Below are 15,801 nucleotides of genomic sequence, written 5' to 3' on the forward strand. Positions count from 1 at the left end.
TCGAGCGCGATCGCGCACGGTGGCCCCGGGCAAGGCATGTCCGGAAATCCCGTGGGCAACGCACACGAGAGGTCAGGAGAGGTACGGATGGACCACAAAGCACTGAACAGGGGGCTGGCCGCACAGCCGGAGAACGAGCTGGACCGGTTGCTCGCGACCCTCTCCGGCGAGGACGCGGAGGCGGTCCGCGACTGGCTGCCGGGTACCGGCGGTCGGACGGAACCCCTCGCCCTGCTGCAGTCACTGGCCGCCTCGGGCAGCGACGTGAGCCGCCCCGACGACTCCACGCGCCGGCCGATCCGCCGGGTCGGCGTCATCGGCGGGGGCACCGCCGGCTATCTCACGGCCCTCGCGCTCAAGGCGAAGCGTCCCTGGCTCGATGTGACGCTGGTGGAGTCCGAGCACATCCCGATCATCGGGGTGGGCGAGGCGACGGTGACGTACATGACGCTCTTCCTCCACCACTATCTCGGCATCGACGCCGAGGAGCTCTACCGCCGGGTGCGGCCCACCTGGAAGGTCGGCATCAAGTTCGACTGGGGCCCGCACCCGGACGGTTTCATGGGCCCGTTCGACTGGTCCAGCGACGCGGTGGGCCTGCAGGGCGCGATCAGCTCCACCGGCAGCATCAACCACGCCACGCTGGGCTCCTCGCTGATGGTGGCGGACAAGGCGGCCGTGTACCGCACCGGGGACACACCGCTGTCCCTCATGAAGTACGTGCCGTTCGCCTACCACCTCGACAACGGCCTGCTGGTCACCTTCCTGACGGAGCTGGCCGAACGGCGCGGCGTCCACCACGTCGAGGCGACGGTCGCGGACGTGGTACTCAGCGGCCCCGAGTGGGTGAAGAAGCTGCGCACCACCGACGGCCGCGACCTGGAGTTCGACCTGTACGTCGACTGCACCGGCTTCCGCTCCCAACTGCTGGGCAAGGCGCTTCAGACGCCGTACATCCCGTTCTCCAGCACGCTGTTCACCGACTCCGCGGTAACCGGCAACATCGACCACCACGGCCACATCAGGCCCTACACCCAGGCGACGACGATGAACGCGGGCTGGTGCTGGCGCATCCCCACCCGCGACAGCGACCACCGCGGCTATGTGTTCTCCTCGGCGGCGATCTCCGACGACGAGGCCGCCGAGGAACTCGCAACCCGCTATCCCGGCATCTCCGACCCGCGCATCGTGCGCTTCCGCAGCGGACGCCACGAGAAGGCCTGGCGTGGCAACGTGATGGCGATCGGCAACTCCTACGGATTCGTGGAGCCCCTGGAGTCGACAGGCCTGATGATGATCGGCCTCGAGGTGCAGACCCTGGTCTCCTGCCTCCCCGCGTCCTGGGACGACCCGCAGTTGCGCGAGACCGTCAACGCGGCGCTCGGCCAGCAGTGGGACGCGATCCGCTGGCTGCTGGGCCTGCACTACCGGTTCAACACCCGGCTGGACACCAAGTTCTGGCAGGAATGCCGCAACTCCGCGGACGTCTCGGGCTTCCAGCCGCTGCTGGACGTGTACGCCGGCGGGGCTCCGCTCTCACGCCGCAACGCCTTCGTCCAGGACATGCTCAACCGGGTGAATCCGACGTTCTTCGGGCTCTACGGCATCGACTACCTGCTGCTGGGCCAGCAGGTGCCCACCCGGATGCTGCCGATGGACGAGCCGCTGTCGGCGTGGGAGTCCCGGCGGCGCGCCGCCGACGCCCTGGTGCGCGCCGCGCTGCCGACGAAGGAGGCACTGGAGGCGTTCGACGCGCACCCGGAGCTGAACCGCCAACTGCTGGAGGACGACGACAGCTGGGCCGGTGCGGAGATCGCCCGACGCATGGGGATGATCTGATTCCGGCCACGCCGCCTGCACCAACAACCCTGTAAGACAAGGAAGTTGCCCCCATTCATCACCGACAGTAAGCGATTCCTTACCATACTGATCCGGGGATGCCAAGAGGAATCCACGCCTTCTCCAGCACCGCTCATGCGGACCCGACCACGATTCGGGCCATCCGGCGTCGGGCGATGGCCGTCCGCGTCGGGGGGGAAATGGAGGAAAAGTGCGTAGACGGATCGCCAACGGATCGGTCGGAGCCGCACTGGTCGGCTCGGTGATGGCCCTGGGTCTCGTTTCGGCTCCGGCCGCCGCGCCCGCTTCGGGGGCGGCGGCCGCGGCCGGCACCCACTATTACGTCGACTGCGCCGCCGGCAACGACAGTGCGGCGGGCACCAGCGAGGGCACCGCCTGGCGGACCCTCGCGAAGGCAAGCAGCAAGGTGTTCGCACCGGGCGACACGCTCCGCCTGCGGGGCGGTACCACCTGCCAGGGCACACTCGCCCCGCAGGGGTCGGGGAGTGCGTCGGCGCCGGTGACCGTGAAGTCGTACGGCACCGGCACCGCCCGCATCGACGGCGCCGGTGCGTCCGCCGCCGTCCTGCTGCACAACGTGCAGTACTACGAGTTGAAGAACCTGACCGTCACCAACACGGGGGCGGCGGGAGCGGCCCGGCGTGCGGGCATCCGGGTCCTGCTGGAGGACTACGGCGTCGGTCACCACTACGTGGTGAGCGGGGTCACCGTCCGCGACGTCAACGGCACCGACGACCGCTATCCCAACCCCAGCGGCGGCATCCTCTTCGAGGCGGCCGGCAGTTCGGTACCGACCGGGTTCTCCGACGTCAAGGTGACGAACGACCAGGTCACGCATGTGGACCGGACCGGTATCGGGATGACCTCCGACTGGCAGAAGCGCTCGGAGAACCCCAACGGGCCGGGCTCCTCGTTCGTCAGCAACGAGGGTGTCGTCATCGAGCGTAACAACGTGACGGACACCGGGGGCGACGGCATCGTCGTCTTCAACGGATCCAAGGCCCGGGTGGCGCACAACACCGTCGACGGATTCAACATGCGGTCCGCCGACTACAACGTCGGGGCCTTCGCCTGGAACTCCGACAACACCGTGTTCGAGCACAACACCGTGCGGCACGGAAAGTACCCGGGCGTAGCCTTCGCCGTCGAAGGGGGCAACATCGGAACGGTTTATGAGTACAACTACTCACAGGACAACGCGGGCGGTTTCCTCTATTTCTGCCAGGCGGACGGGGAAATCACCAAGAACGGCGTGGTCCGCTACAACATCAGTCAGAATGACGCGGCGGGTGCAAAGGACTTCGGCCTGATCAGTTCCTACTGCACCGGCGTCTCCAATCTCCGGGTCTACCAGAACACCTTCTACGCGCCCAATGCGCCGAGCATTTCGAAGGTGGGCCAGAGCAACGGGCTGTCCCTGCAGAACAACATCTTCGTGGGCCGGCCGGGGGGCTCGACCTTCGACGATCCGTACGGCAGCTACAAGGGGAACCTCTACAGCAACGTCGCCGCGCTCCCCGCGCACCAGGCGAACAGCGTCACGGGGGATCCGAAGCTGACCGCGCCCGGCACGGGCATCAGCGCGTCCGACGCCACCGGGTACCGGCTGAAGGCCGGCTCCCCGGCGCTGAACGCGGGCAGCCGCATCTCGAACGACGGCGGACGGGACTTCTACGGCAACCCGGTCCCGGCCGTCCCGAACATCGGCGCCTACCAGGGGGCCGCACAGTAGAACCGCACGGCCGCCCCGCAAGGCGGCGGCCCCAGGTGCCCCGAGGCGTCTGCCACGCCGCGGGGCACCGCCGTACATCCGCTCCGCGGCCGCCCGCAGTCCTGGGGGCCGCCCGGCCACGTCAGTACTCCCCGTGGATCCCGGCGGCCAGATACCGGTCGTACTGCGGCGGATCCCGGCGCACCACGTGCTCCACCCAGGCGTCGCGCTCGCACGCCATCGCCGCCATCTCCCAGATGCAGGCGGTCGCGTGAGCCGGTGCCTCGGCCCGGCGGGTCAGGTCCGACCAGTCGGCGAGCCAGGTACGGGTGTGCAGGATGAGCCGGTTGGCACTCCACCAGCCGACGACGACGTAGACGCCGTCCTCGTCCTCGTGGACCACGCTGAAAGCGTGCGAGGGCCCCTCGGCATACGGGGAGGGCAGACTGCGGCGCACCGCCTGACGGGCGAAGGCGTGCACTTCCTCGGGTGGCAGCTCGCGCAGCGCCGACACGGCGTACCGCTTGACCGTCCAGCCGTCCGCCTGTTCGTGATCCAGGGTGCGCACGGAACGAGGTGTGTAGCGAGTGGGGCGCACACCCACCTGTAATCCGGTGGTCATGGCCTCATGGTGGCATGTCCTCGCGAGCGGCCCAACCCTGTTCCACCGCTCCTCGAGCGGTGTCCGGGACGTTTCCCCCGACGGCCGCGCTGGGGCGCGGACAGGACTACCGGCTGGGAGCTGGCCGTGCAGACGTTCACCCTGGACGAAACGCAGCTGAGTCACGAATACGGAATCGGCATCGGACGCTGGGAACGGTACGAGAAGACACAGCGGTTGCCGTTCGACGCCATGTGGTGCCGGATTCCGGCGCATTCCGAGAGTGCGCAGGACAACCATCCCGAGGTCGAACTCGCCATCGTCGTGGGCGGTACCGCCGTGTTCACGGTGGACGGCGAGGACATCACCGTCGAGCCGGGCACGGCCGTGCTGCTGTCGCCCGGGGAACGGCACGTCATCAAGGCGGCTGAGGACCCGGTCCGCATCCTCAGCGTCTACTGGCTGCCAGCCGCGTCCGGCTCCGGGGAGGCCCGATGACCGCGCCGGAGGCGCCCGGCCGCCGGGGCGTGACCGTGCTCCTGTCCCCGCCGCCCACCCCCAACGGCCCGCTGCACGTGGGGCACTTGGCCGGACCCTATGTCGCCGCGGACGTGGCGGCCCGCGCCGCCCGGCTGCGCGGCGAGCGCGTACTGACCGTGTGCGGCCTGGACGACCACCAGAACTACGTGCTCGCCAAGGCGCGGCAGCAGGGCACGAAGGTGCGCGAGGAGCGCGACGGGCACGCAACGCGGATCCGCGAGGTGTTCCGGCGGGCGGGGGTGCGGCACGACGTGTTCACCGACCCCCTCAGCGACGTGGCCTACCGGACCGCGGTGGCCGCCTTCCTGGACGAGCTGGTCACCGCGGGCACGGTTCCCGTGGCGGAGTGGGAGACCCCGGTGTGCCGCTCCTGCGACGGCGTCGCCCACCACGCCTATGTCGGCGGAGACTGCCCGCAGTGCGGGGCCGGCTCCGGCGGCGGCACCTGCGAGGGCTGCGGCTGGTACACGCACGCCGGCAACCTGGTGGGGGCGCGGTGCACCCGCTGCGGGGAGGAGCTCACCGAGCGGCGTACGGTTCGCGGTCCCGTCCTGCCCCTGGAGCCGTACCGCGAGGGTCTGTGCCGCATCTGGGCCGCGGCCGACGCCTCGCCCGCGACCCGCGTGCTGCTGCGGCAGCTGCTGAGCCTGCCGGAGCTCCCCGTGGTCCCGCTCGACTACCCCACCGACTGGGGCATCGAGTCCGGTACGACACCCGGTCACCGCATCGACGTATGGGCCGAGATGGCGCTGGGCTACCTGTACACCATCGGGCAGCGGATGCGGCCGGGAGCCTCCGGGATCGCCGGGCACGTGGCGGCCTGGCGGGACGTCGACGCTCTGTGGGCCTTCCTCGGCCGGGACAACACCTTCTACTACCTGGTGCTGTTCCCCGCGCTGTTCCTGGCCTGCGGGCTGCCGCCGGACGTGATGGGCGGCCTGGTGGTCAACGAGTTCTACCGGCTGTCCGGCCTGAAGTTCTCCACCAGCCGAGGCCATGCCGTGTGGGCGCACGAACTGCTCGAGCGGGAGGACTCCCGGGCGCTGCGGGCATTCCTGTGCTGGGACCGGCCCGCCCCGCACGCCACCAACTTCACCCCGGAGCGCCATCACGCCCTGACCGCGGGCTGGGACCTCGACACCCCGGCCGGCACGGAGCCGGAGTATGCGGTCGAACGGGAACGTGCCGCACGGGCTTTGACGCTGGAGCACTTCGACGCCGCGCTCGCCGCCCGGATCCTGCTGCGCCCGGGCGGCGATCCGCAGCTGCGGGGCGCGCTCACCGGCACGACCGGCGCACCGGCCCCGGAAGGAGTGCCCGGGGCATGAGAATCTGCGTCGTGGGCGCCGGTCTGGCGGGAACGCTGCTCGCCTGGCGGCTTGCCGCGCACCCCGAAGTCCGGGTGACACTGCTGGCCGACAGCACCCGGCACGACGCGACCGCGGCGTCCGGCGGACTGGTGCGCGCCTTCGAACGCGACCCGGACACGGCCCGGCTGTCCGCGCTGAGCCTCGCCGAACTGCGGTCCGGCCGGGTGCTGCGGGAGTGGGCCGGCTACCGCCCCGGCACGTCCCTGTACGTGCTGGCCGACGGAGGCCGCCAAGGCCCCGGGCTCGCCGCCCTGCCCCCGTCCGCCGAGCTGCTCCAACCTCCGCGACTGGCCGCCGAGTTCGGATTCCGCAGGCTTCCCGAGGGCGCCGTGGGAGTGCTCGAACACAGCGCCGGGCACATCTCCCCGGACGGTCTGCGCCGGGCGGTCCTCGCCGACCTCGCCGCCCGCGGGGCGGCCGTACGCATGGGCCGGCTGCGCGCGCTGACCGCCGTCGACGGCCCGGAGGGCACCCTGCACTACCGGACCGGCACCGGGCCCGGCACGGCCGACGCCCTGGTGCTGGCCACCGGCGCCTGGACCGCACGTCTGCTGCACTCCCTTGGCTTCGCGGCGGACGCTGCCCGGTGGCGCACCAAGGTCATCCAGTGCGCCGTCCACCACGCCGGCGGGCTGCTGCCTCCGGCGTTCGTGGACGAGACCACCGGGCTGTACGGCCGTCCCGCCGGCCCCGGCCGGATGCTGCTCGGCCTGCCCACCGAGCGCTGGGGGGCCGGACCCGGCACCGCCCGCTTCCTGGGCCGGGAGGAGAGCGCGGTCCGCGCGGCGGCCGCCCGGCGGCTGCCCGGCCTGTCCCTGGGGCGCGTGCTGCGCACCGTCGTCGCCGTGGACTCCTACGGCCCGGCCGGTCGGCTCGGCCTTGTGCCTGTCCCCGGCGGGCCCGGGCGGCTGTTCGCGTTCACCGGCGGCAGCGGCGGCTCGGCGAAGCTCGCGCTCGCCGCCTCCCGGGAGGCCGCCGACGGCCTCCTGGCCCGGCTCGCCCACCCCGTCCCCGTCCCGAGCACCGCCAGTACACGGAGGGAAACGTCATGAGCGCCGACGTGCGCAGCACGCTGGAGGCCGCCTGCCCCGGTCGGGTGGTCACCCCGGAGCACCCCGCCTACGACCGGGTGCGGCTGTTGTTCAACGGAGCACACGACCACCACCCGGTGGCCGTCTGCCTGCCCCGCGACACCGCCGAGGTGCGGGCCGCGGTTCTGGCCGCCCAGGAGACCGGCCTGCCCGCCGCGATACGCGGCGGAGGACACAACGTGGCGGGCGCCGGGTCCGTCGACGGCGGTGTGGTGATCGACCTCCGGCTGCTGAACGGGGTGAGCGTGGACCCCGCCGCCCGGACCGCGCGTGTCGGCGGCGGGGCCATCTGGGCCGATGTCGACCTGGCCGCCGGGACCCATCAACTGGCCACGACCGGCGGCACGTTCGATGACACCGGTGTGGGCGGTCTCACTCTGGGCGGCGGGATCGGCCACCTGATGGGGCGTTACGGCCTCACCTGTGACAACGTCCTGTCGTACGAGCTGGTCACCGCGTCCGGCGAGATACTCACGGTGTCCCCCGAAACGCATCCGGAGATCGACTGGGCCCTGCGGGGCGCGGGCCACCACTTCGGCGTCGTCACCGAGTTCACCTTCCAGCTGCACAGCGTCCCGCTCGTGCACGGCGGCTACGTCGCCTACCCCGCCGAGGATCCGGCCGCCGCCATCGGGTTCTTCCGGGACCTGATGCAGGAGGCGCCGGACGACCTGACCTGCACTCTGCTCCTCGAGCGGTACGGACCGCTGCAGGAGCCCGGGGCCGTGATGAGCGTGTGCTACTCGGGAGACGACCCGGAGTACCCGGCGGTGCTCGACAAGGCGCTGCGCGCCACTCTCACCCCGCTGGCCTGGCACATCGGGGAGCGCTCGTACGTGTCCATGCAGCAGTGCCTGGGGCGGCTGCCGTTCGGGCTGCGGCACTACTGGAGCGCGCGCATGGTCGACGGGCTGCCCGACGCATTCGTCGAGGGGCTGGCGGAGCGGTTCCGCGCGGCGCGGATCACCGACCCCTGCAACGACACCATCCTGATCGAGCCCATCCACGGCGCGGTGCGCGGCGGCGCCCGCGTGCCCGGTGTGGTGCCCTTCCGCTCGGCCCGGTTCAACGTCACCGGCATGGCCATCTGGGACGCCGGGCTGTCGGCGGCCGACGCCGAGCAGCGCGAGTGGGCCAGGTCGGTTTCGCAGCTCGCGGAGCCGTACAGCAGCTGGGGCGAGGGGTACCTCAACTACGCGGACCGGGACGGGCTCAGCGCCGACCGCGGACAGCAGACCTACGGGCCGGAGAACTTCGCACGGCTGCTCCGTCTCAAGCAGCGGCTCGACCCGGACGGCTTCTTCCGCTCGGGCTACGCGCTGACGGGCACGGCCCGATGAACCGCGCCGCGCATCCGGCCGGCGCTCTCTACGACGGCCGGACCTTCCGTTCCACGGCCCCCGAGACAGCCTCGGGCGGGTCGGGCCCCGCGCGCAGCCCCGTGGGCAGCTACCACCAGCACGGCGACCTGGTGTGGGCGGAGTTCTCCGGCGGCGCGGTGCGCGAGGGCCGGCTGGTCGGCCGCTGCGGCGCCGACGGGGTCATCACCGCGGCCTACTGCCAGGTGCTCGACGGTGGCGAGGTGGTCTCCGGGCAGTGCGTCAGCCGTCCGGAGCGGCTGCAGGACGGCCGACTGCGGCTGCGCGAGGAGTGGTGCCGGGCGGACGGCTCGCGCGGCACCTCGTTCATCGAGGAAGTCGCCGAGGAAGCCGCCGAGGAGGCCATCGAGGGGGTACGGACATGACGCAACCGCAGCGCACGGCCTTGGTGACCGGGGCCAACCGGGGCCTCGGCCTCGCGGTGGCCGCGGACCTCGCGGCCCGCGGACACCGCGTGCTGCTCGGGACTCGCGACCCGAAGGCCGCGGAAGAGGCGGCCGCGCAACTCCCCGGCGAGACGACGGCGATCGAGCTGGACGTCACCGATCCGGGCTCGGTGCGCGCCGCCGCCGCGTCGGCCGGTGCGGTCGACATCCTCGTCAACAACGCCGGTGTCCTGCTGGACTGGGACGCCGCCCCCTCCCGTGTCGACCTGGAACTGGTGGGCCGGAGCCTGGAGGTGAACCTGCTGGGCGCCTGGCGGACGGCCCAGGCGTTCCTGCCGGGCATGGTGGCCCGCGGATGGGGGCGCGTGGTCAACATCTCCAGCGGGGCCGCCTCGTTCGCCTACGGTCCGGCCCCCCAGTGCCCGGGCTACACCGCGTCGAAGGTGGCGCTCAACGCGCTGACCACGATGCTTGCGCAGGAGACCAAGGGGACGGGGGTGCTGGTGAACTCCATCAACCCCGGCCTGGTCCGCACCCGGATGCAGCCGCAGGCGGAACAGACCCCCGAGGAAGCGGCCCGCCACATCGCCGACGCCGCGACGCTTCCGGACGACGGACCCACCGGCGTGTTCCTGCGCCGGGACACGGTCATCGACTGGTGAGGCACGCGGAAGACGCCGAGGGCTCGGCCTCCCCGATCGGGGAGGCCGAGCCCTCGGCGCGAGCGGCCGGTGCCGGGCCCGCCGGCACTGCCGCCCTTCAGTGGGCCGCCGAACCCGTCGGCCAGCCGGCCCGGGTCCAGGCGGCCTCGGTGACGGTGATGGTGTAGCGCAGCCCGGCGGCGAAGTACTCGAGGAGTTCGGCGCGGCCGGGCCGGGCCATCAGCTCACCGAGTTCGTCGTAGGCCTCCACCAGGTCGGACACGGTCTGCGCGTAGCCCGGGCCGGGGTGGTAGGCATCGATCCAGGCGCCGTAGCGCGAGCCCGGCTCCCGGCGCCTGCGCAGGTCGTCGCTGGTGAGCTGGTGGAACCACGCCAGCGGCAGCAGCGCGCCCATGCCCGCGGCCACCGTGCTGGCCGTCGCCGCGTGCAGGAACATGGTGTGTGCATGGGTGGCCGGAGCGACGGTCGCCCCGGAGTCGGCCTGCGGCAGGCCGAGTTCGGCACTCAGACCGTTGTGGGCCTCCAGCAGCCCGTCCCGGGCCTGGACGGTGCCGGCCGCCGCGTTGGCCAGCAGGGCCACATGACGGTCCCAGCGGGTGGCCGCGGCGGTGCGGGCCAGCGCGCGGGCATAGGCGGGCAGCAGGTGGACGGCGCTCTGCTCGACGAAGGTCGTCAGGGACCTGGCGGGCAGCGAGCCGTCCCGCAGGGCGGTCCAGAACGGGTGCTCGAGGGTCTCCTTCCAGACGGGTTCCGCCAGTTGCTTCAGTTCCTCGTGCAGCACGACGGTGCTCCTTTGCGTCTCACGGGCGTCGACGGGCGTGCCCGGCAGGATCCGGGACCCCTCTGGAGTGCTGCTGGAGGGCGTGGAGTTCGGCCCGAGCACCGCTCGACGGGTACGCCAGCGCGGCACCACCGCGATCTGCCGTCATTGGGGCCCGCTCGTCTAGCAAGGAGGCACATGTGACCACCACGTCAGTCCGGCAGGGCTCGCCGCCCACGGCGCCGGACAGAGGATTCTTCCAGCGCCTGGCGGGGTTCTCGCAGCGGCACCGGTGGACCGCGCTGGCCCTGTGGCTCGTGGTGCTCATCGGCATCGGCGTGGGCTCCGGGGCCGTCGGAGACCACTACCGCGACGACAACGCACTGCCCGGAACGGAGACGCAGCAGGCGCAGGACCTGATGCGGCGGCACGGTTCGACGCAGGCCGGGGACACCGAGGAGATCGTGCTGCACCGCACGGCCGGACTGCGCGACCCCGGTACCGTCACGGCCGTTACCACGATGCTGCACAAGGTGGCCGCGCTGCACGGGGTCACCTCGGTCGGCGACCCGTACCGGGACGGCACCGCGATCTCGAAGGACGGCACCGTCGGCTTCGTCACGGTCGACCTGGCCAAGCCTGCTCAGAACGCGGCGACCGACGACATCAAGCGACTGCTGGACACGGCCAGGTCCGCCCAGGGCGGCGGCCTGCAGGTCGAACTCGGCGGCGACAGCGCCCGTACGCTGGCCCAGCCCGGCGGCAACCAGGCCGAGGGGGCCGGTCTGCTGGCGGCCCTGGTCATCCTGGTGTTCATGTTCGGAACGGTGATCGCCGCCACGCTGCCGGTCATCACCGCGGTGTTCGCGGTGGGCACCACGCTGGGTGGAATCGTCCTGGCCTCCCACATCTTCACCATCCCGAGCTACACCCCGTACGTGATGACGCTGGTCGGCCTGGGGGTCGGCATCGACTACGCGCTGCTGATCTTCGCCCGGTACCGGAGCGAGCTGGTCGAGGGGCTGGAGACCCGCGCGGCCACGGCGCGGGCGCTGGACGCCGCGGGACGCTCGGTGCTGTTCGCGGGCTGCACCGTGATCATCGCCCTGCTGGGCCTGATCACCCTGGGACTGGGATCGCTGCGCGGTCTCGCGCTGTCGGTCGCATTGACCGTGCTGGTCACCATGGTGGCCTCGCTGTCCCTGTTGCCGGCTCTGCTGCACGTGTTCGGCAAGCGGTTCGAGCGGCAGCTCACCACGCGAGCCCGCAAGCGGGCCGAACGCGGCAAGCCGGAGTACGGCGCACGCTGGCGCCGGTGGGGTACGGCCGTCCAGCGGCGCCCGGTCGCCGCGCTGGTGGTGTCCGTGGTGGCGCTGGGCGCGCTGGCCGTTCCCGCGATGAACCTGCGGCTGGGCTTTGCGGACGCCGGTAACGACCCGGCGGACAGCACCAGCCGGAAGGCGTACGACCTGCTCTCGCAGGGCTTCGGCCCGGGCTTCAACGGCCCGCTGGTCGTGGTCGCCGACGGCGGCGGCAAGGACGTCGGACAGGCCGCGGCCGACCTGGCGAACACCCTGCGCCAGACGCCCGGCATCGCCGGGACCACCCCGCCGATCCCGACGAAGGACGGAGAGGCCGCCACCGTCATGGCCTTCCCCAAGTCCTCGCCGCAGGACCAGAAGACCACCGACCTGGTGCATCAGCTGCGCGACACGGTCCTGCCCGGTGTGGCGCGCCGGACGGACGCGCGGTACGTGGTCGGCGGTCCGACGGCCGCCGTGGTCGACTACTCGGACGCCGTCGGGCGCCGTATGCCCCTCTTCGTCGCCGTCGTCGTCGGTCTGTCCCTGCTGATCCTCATGGCGGTGTTCCGGTCGGTGCTCATCCCGCTGAAGGCGGCCGTGCTCAACCTGGTGACCATCGGTGCCTCGCTGGGCGCGATGACGCTCGTGTACCAGGACGGCCGGTTCGGGGCGGCCTCCGGACCGATCCAGGCGTTCCTGCCGATCATGGTCTTCGCGATCGTCTTCGGCCTGTCCATGGACTACGAGATCTTCCTGGTCTCCCGGATGCGCGAGGAGTGGCTGCGCTCGGGTGACCCGCACCGGGCGGTCCGCGAAGGCCTCGCCCACACCGGCGGGGTCATCACGGCCGCCGGGGCCGTCATGATCGTGGTGTTCGGCTCGTTCGTCCTCAGCACGGACCGCATGCTGCAGCAGTTCGGCTTCGGACTGGCCGTGGCTATCTTCGTGGACGCGGTGATCATCCGGTGCCTGATCGTGCCCGCGGTCATGCGGCTCATGGGCCGGCACGCCTGGTGGCTGCCGGGGGCGGTGGCCGGGCGGCTGCCGGAGGTCCGCGTGGAGGCCTGAAACGAGCCCGGCCCGCGGTGGGAGCGTCCCGCGGGCCGGGCGGCCGACGCCGCCGGGCCGCAGGGGATGACGGTGCTCCTGCGGCCCGACGGCACATGTGTGTTCACGCACCCGCTACTGCGCGCGCTCCCCCGGCAGCAGACACACCGTCTGGCTGAGCCTCATCTCGCCGCCGCGCCGGAACGGGGCGAGGCGCCGGCGGTTCTCCACGTGCTCCTCGCTGTGCTCGAAGCGATGGAAACTCGGGGCGTCGACCCAGTCGGTGACGACGTAGTACACGTCGTCCTCGTCGGCCGACCGCGCCAGGGACTGGCACAGATTGCCCGGGTGGGCGGCGATGCCGTGCCCCACCTCCTGCCACACCCGCTCGAACTCGGCGCCGCGGCCGGGGCTGATCTCCATGCGCAGCATCACGCGGAAGGGGAGGGAATCCGACATCTGGCTGTCCTCCGTCTTGTGTCGGCGTTCGCGGAGCGGCCAGGGTCGGCGAACGCGCTCGACACCGGCTCGAACGGGTCGACGGCTGCCACGGCGGAGCCGCCCCCGTCGGTCCGCTCACCACCCGGACGTGCGCCGGTGGGGGCCGCCTCGAGCCGTCCTCGACCGGCCTCCGACACGCCGCACCGAGCCTGTCATCCTCCCCGAGCGTCTCCATGGAGGAGTCATGACCGCGTCGATCCAGTCATCGGCCGCCGATCCGGCCCGGCCGCTCAGCGCCCGCCGCCAGCCTCCGCTGGGCAGGCCCAGCTGGTTCACCACGCTGTTCGCCACCGATGTCTGGGAGCGTTTCAGCTTCTACGGGATGACGGCGATCCTCGTCCTGTACGCCACGGCGTCGAAGGCCGACGGCGGGCTCGGCATGAGCAATGACGACGCCACCATGCTCTACGGCCTGTACATGGCCGCGGCCTTCGTCGCGTCGGTGCCCGGCGGCTGGATCGGCGACCGGCTGGTGGGCTCCTACCGCGCCGTCCTGTACGGAGGCGTCCTGATCGGGCTGGGTCATCTGTCACTGGCGGTGCCGAGCCGCGGTTTCTTCTTCCCGGGGTTGCTGCTGATCGCGCTGGGCACCGGACTGCTCAAACCGAACATGGCCAGTCTGCTGAGCGCCTTCTACGCTCCCCACGACCGGGCGGGCCGGGACGCAGGCTTCGCGATCTTCTATATGAGCGTCCAGGTCAGCGCGCTGGTGGCACCGCTCGCGGTGGGCTCCGCCGGTGAGACCGTGAACTGGCACCTCGGGTTCGGGCTCGCGGCGGCCGGCATGGCCGCGGGCCTGGTGCAGTACGTGCGCGGCGCCCGCCACTTCGGCGCCACCGGCCGGTTCCCCGAACGCGCCGCCACCCGCGCGGAGCGCATCCGGGTGCTGTGGGGTGCCGTACTGCTCGTGGCCGTCCTCACGATCGGGTACGGAGTCGACGCGGCCCGGGGAACCTTCCGGATCGGTCATGTCATGGCGCTCGTCGGGCTGCTGACCGTGGCGGTGCCGACGGTGTTCTTCTGGCGGCTGCTGCGCAATCCGCTGCTGTCGGCGCCCGAGCGGGTCCGGGTGCGGACGTACATCTGGCTGTTCCTGGCATCGGCCCTGTTCTTCGCGATGTTTCTGCAGGGCGGCTCGGTCTTCTCGCTCTTCGCCAAGGAGTCGACGGACCGTTCGATGTTCGGCCTCACGGTGCCGGCGAGCTGGTTCCAGTCGGCGGTGCCGCTGTTCGTGCTGATCACGGCGCCGGTGTTCGCCGCGCTGTGGAAGCGGGCCGGGGACCGGGTGTGCACGGCGGTCAAGTTCGGCATCGGCATGCTGAGCACGGGCCTGGCCTTCGGGGTGATGGCGCTCGCCGCGTGGCAGGCCGCGTCGGCGGACAGCGGCCGGGTGTCGCCACTGTGGCTGGTGCTGGCCTTCCTGCTGCTGGCGGTCGGCGAGGTGACTTTCGCCCCGGTCGGCATGAGCGCCACCACCGCCGTGGCACCGGCCACGTTCGTGAGCCAGATGGTGGGGCTGTTCTGGCTGGCCGGCGCGCTCGGCGGCGGGATCGGCGGCAACGCGCTGAAGGCGTCGGGGAACGCGTCGCCGTCCCCGGCCTACTTCCTCGCACTGGCACTGGTCACCCTGGCCGCGGGCGCCGCCCTGTTCCTGGCACGCCGACCGCTGACGCGCCGGCTGGGGGTGTGACGGCAGCCCGTCCGCGGGAGCCAGGGGGTGACGGCTTGTCGCCCCGGGCCGTCTCTCTCGCCCACGGGACCGAACTCTTCACACCGGCGCGCCATGGGAAGTGAACCTTTGGTTGTCTCGTGCCATCTCCTGAGTGAAGACAACTCCCCTCAGATTCCGACACGGAGGCGCGGGGGTCGGGCTGTCGGCACCCGCTCTCTGCGCAATCGCCCTGCCCTCAAGACTTGGAACGATCCAAAGAGCAACTGACCCCTTATACACGAATCCGCGACCAACGGTGCGCACTTTCATTCGTTCTTTACAGCCGCTTGTCGAAGTCATCCACCGCGGGAGCCCTTTTCTTTGATGGATCAACAAACCGGAGAGACCTGATCAAAAACGTCCGGCATTGAACATCTCGACACCGTCACGACCAGACATGATCATGAGTGCGCTCCCAATCGATCGGCTCCCCCGTATACAGTCGATCACGCGGGGCAGCGCAAGATCGAAAACAGCACTGTGCGACACGACCTCCCGGAAGGGTGAACCGACGGTGTCCTTCGATGCGACGACGCTGCGTTGATCATGCAGACCACCAACGCGGCGAGCCGGGCGCACAGAAGCACCGTCGGCTGCCCTCCCACCGGCACATCTCGTTCGCACCGGCAGCGCACGGGGCGGGGTCTCGAACTCGGCGTGCTCTCGAACCTGTTGGGCCTCAGCGGCACGTTGGATCCCTCGCCGCGACGGCCGACCGATGTCACGCTCCCTCGCCGTCGGGCCATCCTCGCCTCCAGTGATCAGCGCAGGGACGGTGCAGCACGGCGGAGATCCCGCGGCAAGCAGCACATGAGTATCGATAAACGGGGTGAATCAGTGCAAAGGCTAGAAGATGGGATACTTGTTCCAGTACAGAA

The 15,801-nt window shown here is 71.3% G+C and carries 13 protein-coding genes; 10 read left to right on the top strand and 3 right to left on the bottom strand.

Features of this window, described 5'->3' with window-relative positions:
* The first annotated feature begins 87 nt into the window (after positions 1-87).
* Both AAW14_RS29750 and AAW14_RS29755 read left to right on the top strand, forming a co-directional pair.
* The gene (locus AAW14_RS29750) at positions 88-1,839 is read left to right on the top strand and encodes a tryptophan halogenase family protein (RefSeq protein ID WP_265567296.1); all 1,752 of its coding nucleotides are present in this window, start codon (positions 88-90) and stop codon (positions 1,837-1,839) included.
* Between the two features lie 211 nt (positions 1,840-2,050).
* Positions 2,051-3,592 carry a right-handed parallel beta-helix repeat-containing protein gene (locus AAW14_RS29755; RefSeq protein ID WP_265567298.1) on the top strand — a complete coding sequence of 514 codons (1,542 nt, stop codon included), beginning with the start codon at positions 2,051-2,053 and terminating at the stop codon, positions 3,590-3,592.
* A 121-nt stretch (positions 3,593-3,713) separates the two neighbouring features.
* Here AAW14_RS29755 and AAW14_RS29760 read toward each other — a convergent pair whose 3' ends face one another.
* The gene (locus AAW14_RS29760; RefSeq protein WP_265567300.1) at positions 3,714-4,193 is read right to left on the bottom strand and encodes a hypothetical protein; all 480 of its coding nucleotides are present in this window, start codon (positions 4,191-4,193) and stop codon (positions 3,714-3,716) included.
* 126 nt (positions 4,194-4,319) lie between these two features.
* Between AAW14_RS29760 and AAW14_RS29765 the strand changes: the two genes are divergently transcribed.
* Genes AAW14_RS29765 through AAW14_RS29790 form a run of 6 tightly spaced genes read left to right on the top strand, consistent with a single transcriptional unit; the run spans position 4,320 to position 9,600 of the window.
* Entirely contained in the window at positions 4,320-4,670 is a 351-nt protein-coding gene (locus AAW14_RS29765) for a cupin domain-containing protein (RefSeq protein ID WP_265567302.1), read from the top strand.
* A complete protein-coding gene (locus AAW14_RS29770; RefSeq protein ID WP_265567304.1) occupies positions 4,667-6,040 on the top strand; it encodes a class I tRNA ligase family protein in 1,374 nt (457 codons plus the stop codon). The genes AAW14_RS29765 and AAW14_RS29770 overlap by 4 nt, the downstream gene beginning before the upstream one ends.
* Positions 6,037-7,134, top strand: coding sequence for an NAD(P)/FAD-dependent oxidoreductase (locus tag AAW14_RS29775; protein WP_265567306.1), 1,098 nt, complete (start codon positions 6,037-6,039; stop codon positions 7,132-7,134). The genes AAW14_RS29770 and AAW14_RS29775 overlap by 4 nt, the downstream gene beginning before the upstream one ends.
* Complete coding sequence (locus AAW14_RS29780) at positions 7,131-8,513, top strand: FAD-binding oxidoreductase (RefSeq protein WP_265567308.1); 1,383 nt, start codon at positions 7,131-7,133, stop codon at positions 8,511-8,513. The genes AAW14_RS29775 and AAW14_RS29780 overlap by 4 nt, the downstream gene beginning before the upstream one ends.
* Entirely contained in the window at positions 8,510-8,917 is a 408-nt protein-coding gene (locus AAW14_RS29785; RefSeq protein WP_265567309.1) for a hypothetical protein, read from the top strand. Before AAW14_RS29780 ends, AAW14_RS29785 begins: the two co-directional genes overlap by 4 nt.
* The gene (locus tag AAW14_RS29790; RefSeq protein ID WP_265567311.1) at positions 8,914-9,600 is read left to right on the top strand and encodes an SDR family NAD(P)-dependent oxidoreductase; all 687 of its coding nucleotides are present in this window, start codon (positions 8,914-8,916) and stop codon (positions 9,598-9,600) included. The genes AAW14_RS29785 and AAW14_RS29790 overlap by 4 nt, the downstream gene beginning before the upstream one ends.
* A 97-nt stretch (positions 9,601-9,697) precedes the next feature.
* Here the strand turns inward: AAW14_RS29790 and AAW14_RS29795 are convergent, their stop codons facing one another.
* Complete coding sequence (locus AAW14_RS29795) at positions 9,698-10,381, bottom strand: TenA family protein (RefSeq protein ID WP_265567312.1); 684 nt, start codon at positions 10,379-10,381, stop codon at positions 9,698-9,700.
* A 179-nt stretch (positions 10,382-10,560) separates the two neighbouring features.
* On the opposite strand from AAW14_RS29795, the gene AAW14_RS29800 reads away from it, so the two are divergent.
* Positions 10,561-12,732, top strand: a complete 2,172-nt coding sequence (locus AAW14_RS29800) for an MMPL family transporter (RefSeq protein ID WP_265567314.1) — start codon at positions 10,561-10,563, stop codon at positions 12,730-12,732.
* 114 nt (positions 12,733-12,846) lie between these two features.
* On the opposite strand, the gene AAW14_RS29805 is transcribed toward AAW14_RS29800, so the two are convergent.
* Positions 12,847-13,170, bottom strand: a complete 324-nt coding sequence (locus AAW14_RS29805; RefSeq protein WP_265567316.1) for an antibiotic biosynthesis monooxygenase family protein — start codon at positions 13,168-13,170, stop codon at positions 12,847-12,849.
* 226 nt (positions 13,171-13,396) lie between these two features.
* Here AAW14_RS29805 and AAW14_RS29810 point away from each other — a divergent pair, with 226 nt between their 5' ends.
* Positions 13,397-14,902, top strand: coding sequence for a peptide MFS transporter (locus tag AAW14_RS29810; RefSeq protein WP_265567318.1), 1,506 nt, complete (start codon positions 13,397-13,399; stop codon positions 14,900-14,902).
* Positions 14,903-15,801 lie beyond the last annotated feature (899 nt).

The sequence above is a fragment of the Streptomyces hygroscopicus genome (genome assembly GCF_026168105.1).
Lineage (GTDB): Bacteria > Actinomycetota > Actinomycetes > Streptomycetales > Streptomycetaceae > Streptomyces > Streptomyces hygroscopicus_D.